Origin of the sequence: Mesorhizobium sp. DCY119 (genome assembly GCF_003590645.1) — a bacterium.
Taxonomy (GTDB): Bacteria; Pseudomonadota; Alphaproteobacteria; order Rhizobiales; family Rhizobiaceae; genus Mesorhizobium_M.
This window is the reverse complement of the sequence record NZ_CP031834.1, coordinates 164,078-181,250: the sequence shown is the minus strand read 5'-3', so window position 1 is coordinate 181,250 and position 17,173 is coordinate 164,078. Positions and strand designations below refer to the sequence as shown.

Annotated in this window: 19 protein-coding genes; 9 read left to right on the top strand and 10 right to left on the bottom strand. The window is 61.4% G+C overall.

The features are described from left to right. Positions 1 to 90 precede the first annotated feature (90 nt). The 6 genes from DZG07_RS00895 (at position 91) to DZG07_RS00870 (ending at position 6,031) form a co-directional block, all read left to right on the top strand. Positions 91 to 651, top strand: a complete 561-nt coding sequence (locus tag DZG07_RS00895) for a YcxB family protein (RefSeq protein ID WP_245429560.1) — start codon at positions 91 to 93, stop codon at positions 649 to 651. A gap of 8 nt (positions 652 to 659) precedes the next feature. Beyond that, positions 660 to 1,067, top strand: coding sequence for a 30S ribosome-binding factor RbfA (gene rbfA / locus DZG07_RS00890; protein WP_091911214.1), 408 nt, complete (start codon positions 660 to 662; stop codon positions 1,065 to 1,067). Further along, on the top strand, positions 1,067 to 2,014 hold the full coding sequence (gene truB, locus DZG07_RS00885; protein WP_119813601.1) for a tRNA pseudouridine(55) synthase TruB: 948 nt from the start codon (positions 1,067 to 1,069) through the stop codon (positions 2,012 to 2,014). The genes rbfA and truB overlap by 1 nt, the downstream gene beginning before the upstream one ends. 163 nt (positions 2,015 to 2,177) lie before the next feature. Continuing rightward, entirely contained in the window at positions 2,178 to 2,447 is a 270-nt protein-coding gene (rpsO, locus tag DZG07_RS00880; RefSeq protein WP_091911211.1) for a 30S ribosomal protein S15, read from the top strand. A 323-nt stretch (positions 2,448 to 2,770) separates the two neighbouring features. Further along, complete coding sequence (gene pnp, locus DZG07_RS00875) at positions 2,771 to 4,918, top strand: polyribonucleotide nucleotidyltransferase (RefSeq protein WP_091911210.1); 2,148 nt, start codon at positions 2,771 to 2,773, stop codon at positions 4,916 to 4,918. Positions 4,919 to 5,011: 93 nt separating this feature from the next. Beyond that, on the top strand, positions 5,012 to 6,031 hold the full coding sequence (locus tag DZG07_RS00870) for a class I SAM-dependent methyltransferase (protein ID WP_119813599.1): 1,020 nt from the start codon (positions 5,012 to 5,014) through the stop codon (positions 6,029 to 6,031). Positions 6,032 to 6,053: 22 nt separating this feature from the next. On the opposite strand, the gene DZG07_RS00865 is transcribed toward DZG07_RS00870, so the two are convergent. The 4 genes from DZG07_RS00865 to fabA all read right to left on the bottom strand — a co-directional run bounded on the left by DZG07_RS00865 (position 6,054) and on the right by fabA (position 10,275). Beyond that, the gene (locus DZG07_RS00865; protein WP_119813597.1) at positions 6,054 to 7,589 is read right to left on the bottom strand and encodes a bifunctional diguanylate cyclase/phosphodiesterase; all 1,536 of its coding nucleotides are present in this window, start codon (positions 7,587 to 7,589) and stop codon (positions 6,054 to 6,056) included. Positions 7,590 to 7,679: 90 nt separating this feature from the next. Next, positions 7,680 to 8,492, bottom strand: coding sequence for an enoyl-ACP reductase FabI (gene fabI, locus DZG07_RS00860; protein WP_091911203.1), 813 nt, complete (start codon positions 8,490 to 8,492; stop codon positions 7,680 to 7,682). 13 nt (positions 8,493 to 8,505) lie between these two features. Continuing rightward, positions 8,506 to 9,729, bottom strand: a complete 1,224-nt coding sequence (gene fabB / locus DZG07_RS00855) for a beta-ketoacyl-ACP synthase I (protein ID WP_119813595.1) — start codon at positions 9,727 to 9,729, stop codon at positions 8,506 to 8,508. A 30-nt stretch (positions 9,730 to 9,759) separates the two neighbouring features. Next, positions 9,760 to 10,275 (bottom strand): 3-hydroxyacyl-[acyl-carrier-protein] dehydratase FabA, encoded by a 516-nt coding sequence (fabA, locus tag DZG07_RS00850; protein WP_091911200.1) that lies wholly within the window; start codon positions 10,273 to 10,275, stop codon positions 9,760 to 9,762. Positions 10,276 to 10,513: 238 nt separating this feature from the next. Here fabA and irrA point away from each other — a divergent pair, with 238 nt between their 5' ends. Continuing rightward, on the top strand, positions 10,514 to 10,942 hold the full coding sequence (gene irrA, locus DZG07_RS00845) for an iron response transcriptional regulator IrrA (RefSeq protein WP_091911198.1): 429 nt from the start codon (positions 10,514 to 10,516) through the stop codon (positions 10,940 to 10,942). A 7-nt stretch (positions 10,943 to 10,949) separates the two neighbouring features. Beyond that, positions 10,950 to 11,327 (top strand): DUF4260 domain-containing protein, encoded by a 378-nt coding sequence (locus tag DZG07_RS00840; protein ID WP_348626403.1) that lies wholly within the window; start codon positions 10,950 to 10,952, stop codon positions 11,325 to 11,327. Positions 11,328 to 11,330: 3 nt separating this feature from the next. Here DZG07_RS00840 and DZG07_RS00835 read toward each other — a convergent pair whose 3' ends face one another. Continuing rightward, positions 11,331 to 11,894 carry an SH3 domain-containing protein gene (locus DZG07_RS00835; RefSeq protein WP_091911712.1) on the bottom strand — a complete coding sequence of 188 codons (564 nt, stop codon included), beginning with the start codon at positions 11,892 to 11,894 and terminating at the stop codon, positions 11,331 to 11,333. 167 nt (positions 11,895 to 12,061) lie between these two features. Here DZG07_RS00835 and DZG07_RS00830 point away from each other — a divergent pair, with 167 nt between their 5' ends. Beyond that, positions 12,062 to 13,063 carry a D-glycerate dehydrogenase gene (locus DZG07_RS00830; RefSeq protein ID WP_091911197.1) on the top strand — a complete coding sequence of 334 codons (1,002 nt, stop codon included), beginning with the start codon at positions 12,062 to 12,064 and terminating at the stop codon, positions 13,061 to 13,063. Between the two features lie 5 nt (positions 13,064 to 13,068). On the opposite strand, the gene DZG07_RS00825 is transcribed toward DZG07_RS00830, so the two are convergent. The 5 genes from DZG07_RS00825 to recF are packed head-to-tail and all read right to left on the bottom strand — an operon-like array spanning position 13,069 to position 17,155. Then, positions 13,069 to 13,485, bottom strand: a complete 417-nt coding sequence (locus DZG07_RS00825; protein ID WP_091911195.1) for a DUF126 domain-containing protein — start codon at positions 13,483 to 13,485, stop codon at positions 13,069 to 13,071. After that, positions 13,482 to 14,735, bottom strand: a complete 1,254-nt coding sequence (locus tag DZG07_RS00820; RefSeq protein ID WP_119813593.1) for an aconitase X catalytic domain-containing protein — start codon at positions 14,733 to 14,735, stop codon at positions 13,482 to 13,484. Before DZG07_RS00820 ends, DZG07_RS00825 begins: the two co-directional genes overlap by 4 nt. Further along, positions 14,732 to 15,217, bottom strand: a complete 486-nt coding sequence (locus tag DZG07_RS00815; RefSeq protein WP_119813591.1) for a GNAT family N-acetyltransferase — start codon at positions 15,215 to 15,217, stop codon at positions 14,732 to 14,734. Before DZG07_RS00815 ends, DZG07_RS00820 begins: the two co-directional genes overlap by 4 nt. Beyond that, the gene (locus DZG07_RS00810) at positions 15,214 to 15,981 is read right to left on the bottom strand and encodes a molybdopterin-synthase adenylyltransferase MoeB (protein ID WP_119813589.1); all 768 of its coding nucleotides are present in this window, start codon (positions 15,979 to 15,981) and stop codon (positions 15,214 to 15,216) included. Before DZG07_RS00810 ends, DZG07_RS00815 begins: the two co-directional genes overlap by 4 nt. Before the next feature lie 31 nt (positions 15,982 to 16,012). Continuing rightward, entirely contained in the window at positions 16,013 to 17,155 is a 1,143-nt protein-coding gene (gene recF / locus DZG07_RS00805) for a DNA replication/repair protein RecF (RefSeq protein ID WP_091911188.1), read from the bottom strand. Positions 17,156 to 17,173: the final 18 nt, after the last annotated feature.

The window sequence follows — 17,173 nt, the reverse complement described above, 5'->3', positions numbered from 1 at the left end:
TAGGTTTATAGTATGTCCGGGCCGTCCCGTACCTCCGTTCCGAAAATCTGGCCCGCGGCTGCGCAATCCGGCTTTCACAAGACGTTCGAGTTGGAGCTGGATGATCATCTTGATATCCAGTACACGACGCGCCAACTTCTGCCGTTATGGCCGACCGTCGGCGCGATGGCTTTGATTGTACTGTTCGGTGCTCTGTTCCTGAATTTCGACAAATGGCGCGCTGGCGACGTCGTCATATTCGCCATTTATGTCGTCGCAAGCGTGATTGCAGGTGTGTTGCTGACGATCCTGCTTTTACAGCCGATGCGCCGCTTGCTGCGGGGTATCTACCGCCGGCGGCTAACGAAGATGGGCGTGCTCGGCAAGCCGATCGAGGCGACGGTTGATGAGAACGGGATCAGCTATACGGTCGTGGGTCAGACGGTGAGTTGTCCGTGGAACTCGCTCTATGCTCTCGAGGAGGAAGCGGGAACCTTCTATTTCTGGCTTTCCAAGACATTTGCCCATCCTTGGCCAGCCCGGATATTCACCTCGGACGAGGAACGGCAGACCTTTCGCGACAGCGTGCTGAAATGGTCCGGCCGCCCGATAGCATCACCACCTGTTCTGGCTCGCCTCGGTGCGAATGGCCGAGTCAACCTTCCGGATTGAGAGACGATATGAGCAAACAAACCAGCGGCCCCTCCCAGCGCCAGCTTCGCGTCGGCGAACAGGTGCGCCACGCCCTGTCCGAGACGCTGCAGCGTGGCGAGATACTGGACCCCGTCATCGAGACGACGGTGATATCGATCTCGGAAGTGCGCATGTCGCCGGATTTGAAGATCGCGACGGCCTTCGTTTCGCCGCTTGGCGCGCGCGACGACGCGGCGGTGATCGAGACGCTCAACAAGCATGCGCGCTTCATTCGCGGACGTGTCTCGTCGGCCCTGCGGCAGATGAAATACATGCCGGAGTTCCGCTTCCGGCTCGACACGAGCTACGACAATTTCGCCAAGATCAATGAACTTCTGAAATCGCCGGTGGTCGTGCGGGATCTGGAAGCCGACGACGACAAGGAGCAGGAATAGTGGGGCGCAGGGGCAAGAAGAAGGGCCGGCCGATTTCCGGCTGGCTGGTGTTCGACAAGCCGATCGGCATGGGCTCGACCGAAGCGGTCTCCAAGATCAAGTGGCTGTTCCAGGCCGAGAAGGCCGGCCATGCCGGCACGCTCGACCCGCTGGCCTCCGGCATGCTGCCCATCGCGCTCGGCGAGGCGACCAAGACGGTGCCTTATGTTCAGGATGGCGCCAAGGTCTACCGTTTCACGGTTGCCTGGGGCGAGGAGCGTTCGACCGACGATCTCGAAGGCCCGGTGACGAAGACTTCGGAGAAGCGTCCTTCGGAAACCGAAATCCTGGCGCTGCTGCCGAAATACACCGGCGTGATCATGCAGACACCGCCACAGTTCTCGGCGATCAAGATCGCCGGCGAGCGCGCCTATGATCTGGCTCGCGAAGGCGAGACGGTCGACATTCCTGCCCGGGAAATCGAAATCGGACGGCTGGAACTGATCGAAACCACGCCGGAAGGCAATTCGGTCTTCGAAATCGAATGCGGCAAGGGAACCTATGTGCGCTCGCTGGCCCGCGACATGGGCCGCGATCTTGAATGCTTCGGCCATATAGCAACGCTTCGGCGCACCGAAGTCGATCCTTTTACAGCCGAGGATCTGGTCACGCTGGAACAACTGGAAGCCGCGGTCCCGCAGGCGCGGGAAGGGGAAGAGGTGGTACTGAGTTACGCTGCGATCGATGCCTATATCGTCGATACCGGCGCTGCACTCGAATGCCTGCCGCAAGTGGCGATCACCGATGATGCGGCGGCCAAGATAAGGCTCGGCAACCCGGTCATCATTCGCGGCCGCGATGCGCCCGTGGAAGCCGAGGAAGCCTGTGCCACCGCACGTGGCAAACTGGTGGCGATCGGCGCGATCGAGGCGGGCATGTTCAAGCCGAAGCGGGTGTTTGCGGGTTAAAAGACCGACTTTTTGCCGGTTTTCGATTCGCTATGGCCTTTATCGGCTTTTTGCACTATATGCGCCGCAGCATCGCGCAAGATTGCGCCATGTACACCGGCCCCTGCTGGACGACATCCCGGCCGTGGGCGTCCCGTTTCCTCAAATTGAAAGGAAAAACACGATGTCGATTACTGCTGAACGCAAGACCGAATTGCTTTCCGAATTCGCTACCGCCAAGGGTGACACCGGTTCGCCGGAAGTCCAGGTGGCGATCCTCTCGGAGCGGATCAAGAACCTGACCGAGCACTTCAAGGACCACAAGAAGGATAACCATTCCCGCCGTGGTCTTCTGGCCCTGGTTTCGCAGCGCCGCAGCCTCCTTGATTATCTCAAGGGCAAGGATGAGGCCCGCTACCAGACGCTGATCGAGAAGCTCGGCCTGCGTCGCTGAACTCCTGACCGGCGGATTTTCGTCCTGAAAGTCCGCCGGTCTTCTTATTCGGGCCTGCCCACTGCAGGTCCATGCATCCAGATGCCGAGGGCCTTGCGCCTGTCCGGCAGATCAGATGCCAAAGCAGGGTTTCGGCTGCAGCAGAGGGCAGCGCCGAGACCACCCATGGGACCAGTCATGGGGCAGGATTGCAGGATGCCTGGGGCGTTGTCGAACGCCGTTAATCCAGACCTCCCGTTGTCTTGCCCGTGGCTCGTCTGAAACAAGCCAGGAAACGCTGCGCGCATGCATTGCGCCGCCTTTCCGCATTTGAAGGACAAGACATGTTCAAACAACACAGAGTGGAAATCGAGTGGGCAGGACGCCCGCTCATCCTCGAAACCGGCAAGATCGCCCGTCAGGCTGACGGCGCAGTGCTCGCCACCTACGGCGAGACCATGGTGCTGGCCACCGTCGTCTCCGCGAAAGAGCCGAAGCCGGGCTTCGACTTCTTCCCGCTGACCGTCAACTACCAGGAAAAGACCTATGCCGCCGGCAAGATCCCGGGCGGCTATTTCAAACGTGAAGGCCGTCCGAGCGAGAAGGAAACGCTGGTTTCCCGTCTCATCGACCGCCCGATCCGCCCGCTCTTCGCTGACGGCTACAAGAACGACACCCAGGTTGTCGTCACCGTCGTCCAGCACGATCTCGAGAACGATCCTGACATCCTGTCGATCGTCGCCACCTCCGCTGCCTTGACGCTCTCGGGCGTGCCCTTCATGGGCCCGATCGGCGGCGCGCGCGTCGGCTACATCAACGGCGAATACAAGCTCAACCCGCATGTCGACGAGATGCCTGAATCGCTGCTCGACCTCGTCGTTGCCGGCACCGGCGACGCCGTTCTGATGGTCGAGTCCGAAGCCAAGGAACTGTCCGAAGACATCATGCTCGGCGCCGTCATGTTCGGCCACAAGGGCTTCCAGCCGGTCATCGACGCGATCATCAAGCTCGCTGAAGTTGCCGCCAAGGACCCCCGCGATTTCACCTCGCCGAGCTATGCCGATCTCGAAGCCGAAATGCTGAAGATCGTCGAAGGCGATCTGCGCGAAGCCTACAAGATCATCGACAAGCAGGCCCGTTACGCCGCTGTCGACGCCGCCAAGGCCAAGGTCAAGGCTGCGTTCGCTCCGGCCGAGGGCGAGGAAGCGAAGTATTCCTCCGAGCAGGTCGCAACGGTGTTCAAGGAACTCCAGGCCAAGATCGTGCGCTGGAACATCCTCGACACCGGTTCGCGCATCGACGGCCGTGACCTCTCGACCGTTCGCCAGATCGTTTCGGAAGTCGGCGTGCTGCCGCGCACCCATGGTTCGTCGCTGTTCACCCGCGGCGAGACCCAGGCGATCGTGGTTGCCACGCTGGGTACCGGCGAAGACGAGCAGTATGTCGACTCGCTGACGGGCATGTACAAGGAGAAGTTCCTTCTCCATTACAACTTCCCGCCCTATTCCGTCGGTGAAACCGGCCGCATGGGTTCGCCCGGCCGCCGCGAAATCGGCCACGGCAAGCTCGCTTGGCGCGCCATTCGCCCGATGCTGCCGGCTGCCGAGCAGTTCCCCTACACGCTGCGCGTCGTCTCGGAAATCACCGAGTCCAACGGTTCGTCCTCGATGGCGACCGTCTGCGGCACTTCGCTGGCGCTGATGGATGCCGGCGTTCCGCTGGCCAAGCCGGTTGCCGGCATTGCCATGGGCCTGATCAAGGAAGGCGAGCGCTTTGCCGTTCTCTCCGACATTCTTGGCGACGAGGATCACCTCGGCGACATGGATTTCAAGGTGGCCGGCACGCAGGGCGGCATCACCGCGCTGCAGATGGACATCAAGATCGACGGCATCACCGAAGAGATCATGAAGGTCGCTCTCGGCCAGGCCAAGGACGGCCGCCTGCACATCCTGGGCGAGATGTCCAAGGCCATCACCGAGGGCCGTTCGGAACTCGGCGAGTTCGCGCCGCGTATCGAGGTCATGCACATCCCGACCGACAAGATCCGTGACGTCATCGGCTCCGGCGGCAAGGTCATCCGCGAAATCGTCGAAAAGACCGGCGCCAAGATCAACATCGAGGACGACGGCACGGTGAAGATCGCTTCGTCGAACGCCAAGGAGATCGAGGCGGCCAAGAAGTGGATCCACACCATCGTGGCCGAGCCGGAAGTCGGCGAGATCTACGAAGGCACGGTCGTCAAGACCGCCGATTTCGGCGCTTTCGTGAACTTCTTCGGCCCCAAGGATGGCCTGGTTCACATCTCGCAGCTTGCCAACGACCGCGTCGCCAAGACGTCGGACGTCGTCAAGGAAGGCCAGAAAGTCTTCGTCAAGCTCATGGGCTTTGACGAGCGCGGCAAGGTTCGCCTGTCGATGAAGGTCGTCGACCAGGAGACGGGCAAGGAAATCGCGCGTGACAAGAAGGCTGACGGCGAAGAAAACGCCGCCTGATCGACGCGATAATTCAAACGAGACGGGCGCGCCGCAAGGTCGCGCCCGTTTTCTTTTGCCGTTGACGCTCCGCTCACGATATCAAGGCAGGCCATGTCCCGAGATGCACTGAAGACCCTTTTCCATCCCTTCGAGGCGGAGCTGCTCGCAGCACCGGGCAAGGGCGAAAGGGTGCTGTTTCTCGGCGCCGAGCCGGGAGTTCAACGGCCCGAAGATTTTGACGCCGATCTGTCGATGGTGCAGGGATTTCGCCCCTATGTTCGGGGTCTGGAAGCCGGCGGCTACACCGTTTCGCCGCGCGCCGAGGGCGAAAACTTCGATGCTGCGCTGGTGCTCTGCGGCCGTCATCGCGGTGCGAACGAGTTGCTGGTTGCTGACGCCCTTGAGCGCGTTCACGTTGATGGGCTGATTGTGGTTGCCGGCAGCAAGGACGACGGCATCGCCAGCCTGCGCAAGCGGCTGGACGAGATCGTTTCGATCGACGGACATGCTCCGAAGCACCACGGCATAGCGTTCTGGTTCCGTCGGCCATCGGATGTGGCACAGGCAATTGAATTGCTGCGTGCGGGCAATGGCGAAATGATCGTGGACGGGCGCTTCCACACCGCCCCCGGTATGTTTTCGGCAGGCGAGATTGATGCTGGCTCGAGGCTGTTGGTCGAGAACCTGCCCAAAAAGATCACAGGCGCCGTTGCCGATTTCTGCGCCGGTTGGGGTTACATCGCGGCCGAGCTCGCAGCTCGCTACCCCAAGATATCGCGGCTCGACCTTTACGAGGCAGATTCTGCCTCGCTGGAGGCAGCCAGGCGCAATGTCGCGAGCAGAGAAGGGCTTACACCGCGTTTCTTCTGGCACGACCTCTCTGCCGAGCAGGTGGCCCATCGTTACGACCTGATCGTCATGAACCCGCCGTTTCATCAGCGCCGGACCGCCGAGCCGGATATCGGGCAAGGCATGATCCGCGCTGCTGCGGCTGCGCTGAAGCCCGGCGGACGATTGCTGATGGTTGCCAATCGGCAGCTTCCTTATGAAAAGACGCTGTCGGAAGCTTTCTCGATGCAGGAAGAAATTTGTCGCACGGGCATGTTCAAGGTGCTTGGCGCACGCCGTTGAAGATTGGCAGGCGGATACCGCGTTATGCGACGTGCCGCTCGCTGACGACGCCGAGCTTGCCGCCGCCGACGATCTTCAGCGGTGCCGGGCGTCCGAACAGATAGCCCTGCACCACCTCGCAGCCGGCAGCCCGCAGAAGGGTTGCCTGGCTTTCGGTTTCCACGCCTTCGGCGATGGTGCGCACGCCCAGCGCGCGGGACAGTCCCACGATCGTCGAAACGACCGCGCCCGAGCTGTTTTCCGTGTCGATGCGGCTGACGAAGGAACGATCGATCTTCAGCTTGTCGAAGGGGAAATCCATCAGGTAGCTGAGATTGGAATAGCCGGTGCCGAAATCATCGACGGCAACCGAGATGCCCATCTCGGAAAGCTGCTTGAGGATGACGCCGGCGCGGTCGCGATCCTGCATCATCGCCGTTTCGGTGACCTCCAGCTCAAGCCGCTGCGGCTTGATCCCCGTGCTTTCCATCACGGACTGGACGGTGCCGACGAAATCCTTGGTCATGAACTGGACCGGCGAGATATTCACCGCGACGAAGCAATCATCTGGAAGATGCCGCGCGTCGCTGCAGGCCCTGCGCAGAACCCATTCGCCTATGGGCACGATCATGCCCGTCTCTTCTGCGATGGGGATGAATTCCATCGGCGGGATCATCCCACGCTCGGGATGCTTCCAGCGGATAAGCGCTTCGTAGCCGACGATACGCCCGGTCGGAAGGTCGAGTTGCGGCTGGTAGTGGAGGTCGAAGTCGCCGCGGTCGAACGCGATCTGGAGTTCGGCCTCGACCCATTGGCGATGGTCTGCCACGAGGCCCATATCCGGGTGGAACACCGACCAGCTGCCGATGCCGCTGGCGCGCGAATGCTGAAGGGCAAGGTTTGACCGGCGCAGGATGACCGCCGGGTCCAGCCCGTCTTTCGGCAGGGCAACGATGCCAACCGAGAGATTGATCGACTGGAGATGCGTCTTCAGATGATAGGGCTCCATCAGCCGATCGATCATGATCTCGACCAGCTTTTCCACCGACATCACACCAGGACGGTCCGGATAAAGGATCGCGAATTCGCCGGCACCGATCCTGCCGATCACCACGCCGCGCGGAAGGTTGGTCTTCAAGCGCTCGGTGAAGCGCTTGATAAGCTCGTCGCCCTGGCTGTAGCCGATCGAATCGTTGATCTGCTTGAAGCGATCGATGTCGATATCGATGAGGAAGACCGGCTTTCCGCTCTTCACCGTGGAAGAAGCCGCTTCGCCGATCCTGCTCATCATGGCGGTGCGGGCGTGCAGGCCGGTCAGCTTGTCGAATTGCGTTTCATTATAGACATAGCTGGCCGATTCATCGACGCCGGCATAGAAGGACATCGCCGATCCGGCGGCAGCCAGTGCACAGAGTGCTGCGATGATCGCCATGACCATTTCGGCATTCATGCCGGCGAGGCCGTCACCGAAGCCGAATTTCAGGCCCCAGATCCCCAGCATGAAGCTGCCCATGCCGGAGGCGGCAATGGTAATGAGCCGGAAAACCGGGCTGCGGTTCGGATCTGTGGCCGCTGGCATGCACTAAGTCCCTAAGTTACAGGGCCTTTTCGCACACATCCCCTTAAAATCGGTTTCGCTTAAACTGTTTAATTTTACAGGAAACCGGAATTATTCGCTGCCGCCGTCCGACTGCTTCAGTTCCTCAAGGGTGGGCATGGAGACGATGTGGTAGCCGGAATCGACATAGTGGATTTCGCCGGTGACGCCCGACGACAGGTCCGACAGGAGATAGAGAGCCGACCCGCCGACCTCGTCGATGGTGACGGTGCGGCGCAGCGGCGAATTGCGTTGCTGGTAGGAAAACATGTGCCGCGCATCGGCAATGCCGGCGCCGGCGAGCGTGCGGACGGGTCCGGCTGAAATCGCGTTCACGCGGATGCCGCGCGGCCCGTAGTCGTCGGCGAGATAGCGCACGCTGGCCTCCAAGCCGGCCTTGGCGACGCCCATGACGTTGTAGTTCGGCATGACGCGGGTCGAGCCGGCATAGGTCAGCGTGATCATCGAGCCGCCTTCCTTCATCAGCCCGGCGGCATGGCGCGCAACCTCGGTGAACGAATAGCAGGAGATCACCATGGTGCGGACGAAGTTTTCGCGCGTCGTGTTGGCGTAGAGGCCTTTCAGCTCGTTCTTGTCGGAAAAACCGATGGCGTGCACGATGAAGTCGATGCCGCCCCATTCATTGCCCAGCGTCTCGAAAACCGACGCGATGGATGCGCTGTCCTCGACATCGCAGGGCAGCACCAGAGAAGCGTTGACCTTTTCGGCCAGCGGCTTCACGCGGCGGCCGAAAGCCTCGCCCTGATAGGTGAATGCCATCTCCGCGCCATGGGCGGAGAGCTGCTTGGCTATACCCCAGGCAATAGAGTGATCGTTGGCGACGCCCATGACGAGGCCGCGCTTGCCCTTCATCAAACCTTCCATCGGAAGAATATCCTTAGCCGTTGTGACGCTGGAAAACGAGCGTGGCGTTTGTGCCGCCGAAGCCGAACGAGTTCGACAGCACCGTGTCGATCTTGGCGTTGTCGATGCGCTTGCGCACGATCGGCATGCCTTCGAATTCCGGGTCAAGTTCTTCGATATGAGCGCTCTCGCCGATGAAACCGCCCTGCATCATCAGGATCGAATAGATCGATTCCTGCACGCCGGCAGCTCCCAGCGAGTGGCCGGTGAGCGACTTGGTCGAGGTGATGTTCGGGATTTTATCGCCGAACGTCTCGCGGATGGCACCCATCTCCTTGGAATCGCCGACCGGCGTCGATGTGCCGTGCGTGTTGATATAGTCGACCGGAGCAGAAACCGTCGCCAGCGCCTGCTTCATGCAGCGTATCGCGCCTTCGCCGGACGGGGCGACCATGTCGTAGCCGTCGGAAGTCGCACCGTAGCCGACCAGTTCGCAGTAGATCTTGGCGCCGCGCGCCTTAGCACGTTCCAGTTCTTCCAGAACCAGCACTCCGGCGCCGCCGGCAATGACGAAACCGTCGCGGTTCACGTCATAGGCGCGCGAGGCAACCGATGCGCGGTCGTTGAACTTGGAAGACATTGCGCCCATCGCGTCGAACAGGTTCGACATGGTCCAGTCCAGATCTTCATGGCCACCGGCGAACATGACGTCCTGCTTGCCCCACTGGATCATCTCGGCAGCGTTGCCGATGCAATGCGCCGACGTCGAGCAGGCCGACGAGATCGAATAATTGACGCCGTGGATCTTGAACCAGGTCGCGAGCGTCGCCGAAGCGGTCGACGACATGGCCTTTGGCACCGCGAAGGGTCCGATGCGCTTCGGGCTGTTGTTCTTCAGCGTGATTTCCGATGCTTCGACGATGGTTTTCGTCGAAGGTCCGCCGGAGCCCATGATGATGCCGGTGCGTGGGTTGCCGGATACGTCGGCCTCTTCGAGACCACTGTCGGCAATCGCCTGCTTCATGGCCACGTGGTTCCACATGCCGCCCTGCGACAGGAAACGCGCGGCACGACGGTCGACGAGCTCGGTGGTGTCGAGCGTTGGCGCGCCCCAGACCTGACAGCGGAAGCCGTGTTCGGCGAAAGAATCGGAGAAACTGATGCCGGATTTGGCATCATGCAGCGAGGCCTGGACCTCCTGGGCATTGTTTCCGATGGACGATACGATTCCAAGGCCCGTGACAACGACGCGTCTCATAAGTACTCCTTCGTGACTGCGTGCCCGCGGTCAGGCTGCTTCCTGCTTGGCGAGACCGACCCGCAGGTCCGTTGCCCTGTAGATAGTCTCGCCGTCGGCTTTTAGCCAGCCGTCGGCCGTGCCGAGCACCAGCCGGCCGCGCATGACACGCTTGAAATCGATGCCGTATTCGACCTTTTTGACCTTCGGCGTCACCATGCCCTTGAACTTGACCTCGCCGGTGGACAGCGCCATGCCCTTGCCGGGCTCGCCGAGCCAGCCTAGGAAGAACCCGGTCAACTGCCACATGGCATCGAGGCCGAGGCAACCGGGCATGACGGGATTGCCGATGAAGTGGCAGGGGAAGAACCACAGGTCCGGCTTGATATCGAGTTCGGCGCGCACGAAGCCCTTGTCGAACTCGCCGCCCGTTTCGGAAATTTCGGTGATCCGATCGAACATCAGCATCGGCGGGGCCGGCAGCTGCGCGTTTCCTGGCCCGAACAGTTCGCCGCGAGCGCAGGCGAGCAGTTCCTCATATTCGTAGCTGGATTTTGCAACCGCCATGAAATCTCGTCCCCGTATGACTTCCGGGAGCTTCCGCTCCGCTTGTCCTAGTTCACTAACACAGTCTGTTTCCGCTCGGAAACCGCCGTTTGCGATTAGCCTGCCGGTCTCCCTGGGTCAATGTGCGCCTATTGATCGGTTTGCCCCGACAGAATATATGTCAAGGAACGTATGGCTTTTATCACGCGAAAATCGTGTGGTGAATTTCAAGATGAGATGAATTGGATTTGGCGGATTGATGGATTTGACCGTCCCGAACAAGATTGCAGTCGACGAACGTGTACGCGAGGCGGGTCTGCGCCCGACGCGGCAGCGTGTCGCGCTCGCCAATCTGCTTTTCGCCAAGGGCGACCGTCATCTCTCCGCTGAGGAACTGCACGAAGAAGCCGTTGCAGCCGGCGTGCCGGTGTCGCTGGCGACCGTCTACAATGCTCTTCATCAGTTCACCGAGGCTGGCCTGCTCCGCATTCTGGCTGTCGAAGGCGCAAAGACCTATTTCGACACCAACACCTCCGACCATCATCACTTCTTCATCGAAGGCGAGAACAAGGTCTTCGACATCGCATCTGGTCCGGTGAAGGTGCTAAACCTGCCCGAACCGCCCGAAGGCATGGAAATCGCCAACGTCGATATCGTCGTGCGCCTTCGTCCCAAGCGGGGCGGCTGACCCGCGCATGGGCTCGTTGCGGCCCGTTGATCTCATAGTAAGAGCGGAATGGATTGCCGTCGCTGTTGGAGCGATAGCGGCCTATGCCTTTGCCGGCGGCTCTTGGCCGCTCTTTGTGCTGCTGATTCTGGCGCCTGATCTTGCGATGCTGGGTTATCTGGCAGGGCCGCGCTTCGGCGCCTTCGTCTACAACATGCTGCATGTCCTGATCTGGCCGCTGGTGATGCTGGCGATCGGTCTATCCGCCGGCCATGCCCTGGTCACGCAGATCGCGTTCATCTGGATCGCCCATATCGCCATAGACAGGGCGCTCGGTTATGGGCTGAAGCTCGCGACCAGTTTTCAGGACACGCATCTTGGCCGCATTGGCCACGATAAATCCTGACCTCTAATCCTTGACCTGCTCGCCGGGATAGGCGCCCCAGACCTGCGTCTGGTTGATCCAGCCGGTATGACCGTCGAAGGTCATTTCGCACCAATCGCCATTGCAGGACTTGATCGTTCCGACCACGCCCGGCTCGATGATGGCAACCGCTCGCGCCTCGTTGTCCGGCTTGGCCATGAGTGAAATCCTGGCATCCTTGCCGCGCTGCCATGGTGCGGCTATCGCCGTGCGCCGGCCGGACAGCAGCGACTGGTTGATCCAGCCTTCCGAGCCCTCGGCATCGCGCACCCGGCGCCATGTGTCGTATTCCTGGATAATCTCCATCGGCAGGCCGGGCTTCATATAGAGCCAGTCCACGCCATAATTCAGGCCGGGGCCTATGCGCGAATTGACCTTGCCCGACTTTAGGCTGACGAAGCGCGGCAAAGGCAGGCCGCTCGGCCCCCTGGTGATCTCCTGGCCGGGTGCTGCGGCCTGGCCAGCCGTTATCAAGGCCCCCGTCGAGACGAGGGCGAGGCCGAGCACGGCTGCACCAAACGACATACGAAGCGACACGAACCCAAACACTGCCATTCCTTTGCAAGCTCTGCGGCACCTCACTCATTGGCGGCCGCGCCCTTTTTCTTTGTCTTCGACGACACTGCTTGATACACAGTCAGTCTCGCCAAGACTGGTTTTCAGTTTCGCTCGTCTTGGTTAAAGAGGTCTCAACAGGATCCGGATTCGAGGAAACAATGGCCGCTAAAAAGAAGCCCCTCGTGGTGATCACGCGCAAGCTTCCGGATCAGGTGGAAACCCGCATGCGCGAGCTTTTCGACGCGCGGCTGAACCTCGAAGACCGCCCGATGAGCCAACCGGAGCTGGTCGCAGCGGTGAAAGAGGCGGATGTTTTGGTGCCGACCGTGACCGACCGCATTGACGCTGCACTCATCGAGCAGGCCGGCGAAAAGCTCAAGCTGATCGCCAATTTCGGCAACGGGGTAGACAAGATCGATGTGGCGGCTGCGGCGAAAAAAGGAATCACCGTCACCAACACGCCCAATGTGCTGACCGAAGACACCGCCGACATGACGATGGCGCTGATGCTGGCGGTGCCGCGGCGTTTGGCTGAAGGCGCCAATGTGCTTGAAAACGGGACGAAATGGGCCGGCTGGTCGCCGACCTGGATGCTCGGCCGCCGTATCTGGGGCAAGCGCCTCGGCATCGTCGGCATGGGCCGTATAGGCACAGCGGTAGCGCGCCGCGCCAAGGCCTTCGGCCTGTCGATCCACTATCACAACCGCAACCGCGTGCTGAAAAGCGTCGAGGACGAGCTGGAAGCGACCTATTGGGAAAGCCTCGACCAGATGCTTGCCCGCATGGACATCATTTCGGTCAATTGCCCCTCGACCCCGGCCACCTTCCATCTTCTGTCGGCGCGCCGCCTGGCTCTGCTGCAGCCCTCGGCCTATCTCGTCAACACGGCGCGCGGCGACCTGATCGACGAGGACGCCTTGGTCAAGCTGCTGCAGGATGGCAAGCTGGCCGGTGCCGGTCTCGACGTCTTCGAGCATGAGCCGGCGGTCAATCCCAAGCTGGTCAAGCTTGCTGCCAAAGGCAAGGTCGTCATCCTGCCCCATATGGGCTCAGCGACGATAGAAGGCCGCATCGACATGGGCGAGAAGGTCATCATCAACATCCGCACCTTCATCGACGGCCATCGCCCGCCGGACCGGGTACTGCCGAACCGGGTCTGATACGCTTAGGGCAGGGCGGTGATTGCGCCTTCTTCGGAAATCTCGACAAAGCGGCTGGCGAAAGCGTCGAAACCTTCCCGGTCAAGTTTCACTGCGATCGGCGTCTGCCAGCCCATTTCGCGGGCGACGATCAATCCGAGAAGCAGGATCGCATCGGGTTCGTGAAGAACGAGCGCTGCAGGTGCGTGGCCGTTGTGCACGAGTTCCATAAGCACCGCGGAGGCTGATGATGAGCCGATCGTTCCGGGCAGGCAAAGCACTTTGCCCGAAATCGTCATGCCGTGTTGCGGATGACGGACATCCGCAATTTTCCCCGTTTTCGGATCGACGCCGCCCCAGAAAGAGATCGGCGCGGTAAGTACCAGTGCCTCACCCTTGCCGGCATCGCCCGCAACAAGAATGTCGCCTTGCAGCGCACTCACGATGCTAATTCCGTAGGTATTGGCTTACCTATGACGGCACTTTCAACGCAGTCTGCAAGCGAGCCGTAAAGCACTGCATAGCCGGTATTGCCCGGCGCATACTGGGCGAATTTTCCAGAATTGGTCATCAGGACACCATTCCGCAATTCCGGCAGGATGGGCGTGACGACCACGCATGTATCGGCAACAATGACGACGCCACAGGCTTCCAGTGCCTTGCGTTGTCCGTTCTTTTCCAATTCGGAGAGAACATGCCGTCCGGTGCAGGCGTAGACGGGTATCGCCAGCCGGCGTCCGGCAACCAGCCTCTCCAATGCTGCGAATTCGGACAGGGATAGATGAGGGCTGCCGATGGCGACGGCGTCGATCGAGCTTGCGGCTTCCGTTGTCGATAGTCGTCGTTGAGCATCCAGAGCCATCTCCGGTGTCACAATGATCGTCGTTTCCGGTGCTTCGTCGTGGAGTGCGGCTGCCAGATCCGGCGCTTCGGGCGTGACGCCGGCGATATGAAACAGACCCACTGCGCCGGAGGATGCGGCTGCGGCACCAAAGGCCTTCAGTGCATCCTCGCCGGGGTGCTTCGATACGCCGGTCACAACACCGACGGCGTTCCCGACTTCGCGACCATAAAGACTGCCGAGAACCGGCCAGGCGATTTCGGAGGCGAGGAAGGCGGCGGGCAAAGCGGACACATCGAACGCAAGCGTTGCGCGCCGGTTTTCCGGCCGGTGCAGGCCGTAATCCGGGGCTCGTCCGGTGATGGCGCAGGCGATGTCGAGAAAATCGCCATAGCGGTTCGTGCGTGCGCCGAGCACGGAGTTACAGAACACGACCGCATTGGACTCGCCCCAGGCGACGTCGGAGCCGAGGGCCGGCCGGTGCCCGGCCTGGTAGGGCGCGCACGTCCAGCTCTGTTCGCAGCCGAGCTTGCGGTAGGCGTCCATCATGCGCCGTGCCATGCCACGCGCCGGCTCTTCCAGCCGCACCCGCGAGCAGCCCATCAGGTCGAGCGCTCCGACATTCAACGTCGAGCGCACCGCCACCTCTGCGCCGCCTTCGACAAGCTTTTCCGCAAAAAGCGTGCCGGAATCGCCGTGATATAGCGCGCCGTCGATGTGGGCCGAGGCTACCGGGATAAGGCGCGCCGCGCCGAGCAAGCGGGCGCTTTCGACGACGATGCGCATGGCCATGGCCTGACCGTCGCTGCGGGCGGCAATCTCGCGCTCCGCATCGGAGAGTTGGAGACTCAAGGCAGCGCCTTTCGCATGGTCAGGGAGGTTGGGCGGCCATAGCCGGGATGGGCCGTGCGCTCGGTTTCCTGGAAACCCAGTTGCTGAAAGGCTTTGTGGTTGCCGGTCAGCTCTATGCGTGTCTGCAACTCGATCGTGGCCTTGCCGTGCTTCCGGGCGTACTGCTCGGCAGATTCGAGCAGGCGCCTGCCGATGCCCTTTCCCTGCGCTGCCGGATCGACCGCTAGCTTGCCGACATAGAAGTGATCCGCCTTCTCTGCCACGAAGATGCAGCCCAGCAATCGCTCGCCGTTAGTGGCAAGAAAGACGGTTTCCTGCGCTGCCTTCGCGCGCAAGCTTTCCGGCGTCAGCGCCAGTGCGGAAGAGGGCGGGTCGATGACGCCGTTCATGTAAGCGAAGGCGTTCAGGATAAGCGTCAGCAGGCCGTCCCAGTCCTGAAAATCCGGCGAAATTCGCTCGATGGTCAATTCATCCGCGGTCATGCAGGCCTCTTGTAGCGCATGGTTTCGAAGCGCGCGGCGAGCGCGTCGTAAAGCAGCAGCCGTCCGACAAGTGGTTCGCCGATCCCGGTGATGAGCTTGATAACCTCCATCGCCTGCAGCGTGCCGATCACGCCTGTCAGCGCGCCGACGATGCCTGCCTCGGCGCAGGATGGCACCAGTCCCGCCGGCGGCGCTTCGGGAAAGAGATCGCGGTAGCTAGGGTTTTGCACGCCCTTTGCGTTGGTCTCGAAGGGTTTCAGCACGGTGACAGAGCCGTCGAACCGCCCGACAGCGGCATGGACCAGCGGCCGGCCTGTCGCCGCGCAGGCATCGGCAACCGCATAACGCGTCTCGAAATTGTCGGACCCGTCTGCGACCATATCGTAACCGGCAACGAGGCTCGGTGCGTTTTCCTCGGTCATGCGAAGATTGTGTAATTCAACGCTAACATTCGGGTTGATGCGATGGAGTGATGCCTTCGCACTGTCCAGCTTCGATATCCCGATCGCCCCGGTATCGTGAATGACCTGTCTTTGCAGGTTGGAGAGTGAGACCGTGTCATCGTCGACAATGCCAAGCGTGCCGACGCCGGCGGCCGCCAGATATTGCAGCACGGGCGCGCCCAGCCCCCCGGCGCCGATGACCAGCACACGCGCGCGCTTCAGCTTCTGCTGCCCCGCGCCGCCGATCTCCGGCAGCACGATATGCCGCGCGTAGCGTTCGAGTTCTTCGTCGTTAAGTGGGGGCGGGCTGGAAACGTTCATGAGGCGATCATATCGGCCGGCAATCAGCTTGTCAGGCGTCTTCCGTCGGGTGCACCGAGCCATGATCGACAGTCAGAAACTGTGCCTTGCCGCGCAGGCTCGAAAAAAGTGCTGCTTCCGTGCCGGTCATAAAGGCCTGGCAATCCAGTTCTTCTAGGATCGCAAACAGCGCGGCCCGCCGCCCGGCATCAAGATGCGCGGCGATCTCGTCCAGCAACAAGATCGGCACAGTGCCGGACATTTCTCCGCAAAGCCGCGCATGCGAAATAATAATGCCGACAAGCAGCGCCTTCTGCTCGCCAGTCGAACAGAGTTCCGCCGGCATCGCCTTGGGCCTGTGGCTGACGATCAGGTCGCTGCGATGCGGCCCTTCCAACGTGCGGCCGGCGGCGCGATCGCGCTCACGGCCATCGGCCAGCATGCGGCGAAAATTCTCTTCGATTTCGACGGCAGGCTGCAGGCCGATCTGGTTTTCCAGTGTGCCGGCAAGGCTGATATCGGCCTGCGGAAAAGGCCCGGTTGCCGGCAGTTTCTCGATCATGGCGGCCAGCAGGCGCACCATCTCGGCACGTGCAGCGGCTATCGCGACGCCGGTTTCGGCCATCTGCGTCTCGATCGCCTCGAACCAGCCGCGGTCGCGCGATTCCTCCGACAGAAGCCGGTTTCGGCCGCGCATCGCTTTCTCGTAATCCAGCGCGCGCTGGCCATGGCTGGCGTCGATCGCCAGCACGAGACGGTCAAGGAAGCGCCGGCGATCTCCGGCGGGACCGGTGAACAGCGCATCCATGGCCGGTGTCAGCCAGATCACGCGCAGCCATTCGAGCATGTCCTCGGCCGATTTTGCATTGGCGCCATTGATGCGCACGCGCCGTCCCGCTTCTCCGGGTGCATCGCTGCCTGCCGTCCCGGTGCCGATTTCCGCCTCGCCGTTTTCCCCCTCGACACGGGCATGGACGGTGAAGCCGCTCTCGCTGCCCTCGCGCGCAACGTCACCATAAGGCGCACGGCGCAAGCCGCGGCCGGGTGTGAGGAAGGAGATAGCTTCCAGCAGGTTGGTCTTGCCTGCGCCGTTATCGCCGGTAAAAACCACCGCGCCCGGTCTGAGATCGAGCGAAAGCGCGGCGTAATTACGGAAATTCGTAAGCGTTAGCTTACTTATGTGGGTCGACGTCAAATCCGTCTACCTGCCTGC

Coding starts and splice junctions, on each gene's coding strand:
- DZG07_RS00810 (WP_119813589.1), bottom strand. CDS start 15,981: ATGAACGTTTCCAGCCCGCCCCCACTTAACGACGAAGAACTCGAACGC.
- irrA (WP_091911198.1), top strand. CDS start 10,514: ATGGATTTGACCGTCCCGAACAAGATTGCAGTCGACGAACGTGTACGC.
- fabI (WP_091911203.1), bottom strand. CDS start 8,492: ATGGAAGGTTTGATGAAGGGCAAGCGCGGCCTCGTCATGGGCGTCGCC.
- fabB (WP_119813595.1), bottom strand. CDS start 9,729: ATGAGACGCGTCGTTGTCACGGGCCTTGGAATCGTATCGTCCATCGGA.
- DZG07_RS00870 (WP_119813599.1), top strand. CDS start 5,012: ATGTCCCGAGATGCACTGAAGACCCTTTTCCATCCCTTCGAGGCGGAG.
- DZG07_RS00815 (WP_119813591.1), bottom strand. CDS start 15,217: ATGACCGCGGATGAATTGACCATCGAGCGAATTTCGCCGGATTTTCAG.
- pnp (WP_091911210.1), top strand. CDS start 2,771: ATGTTCAAACAACACAGAGTGGAAATCGAGTGGGCAGGACGCCCGCTC.
- fabA (WP_091911200.1), bottom strand. CDS start 10,275: ATGGCGGTTGCAAAATCCAGCTACGAATATGAGGAACTGCTCGCCTGC.
- DZG07_RS00840 (WP_348626403.1), top strand. CDS start 10,950: ATGGGCTCGTTGCGGCCCGTTGATCTCATAGTAAGAGCGGAATGGATT.
- rpsO (WP_091911211.1), top strand. CDS start 2,178: ATGTCGATTACTGCTGAACGCAAGACCGAATTGCTTTCCGAATTCGCT.
- DZG07_RS00830 (WP_091911197.1), top strand. CDS start 12,062: ATGGCCGCTAAAAAGAAGCCCCTCGTGGTGATCACGCGCAAGCTTCCG.
- rbfA (WP_091911214.1), top strand. CDS start 660: ATGAGCAAACAAACCAGCGGCCCCTCCCAGCGCCAGCTTCGCGTCGGC.
- DZG07_RS00865 (WP_119813597.1), bottom strand. CDS start 7,589: ATGCCAGCGGCCACAGATCCGAACCGCAGCCCGGTTTTCCGGCTCATT.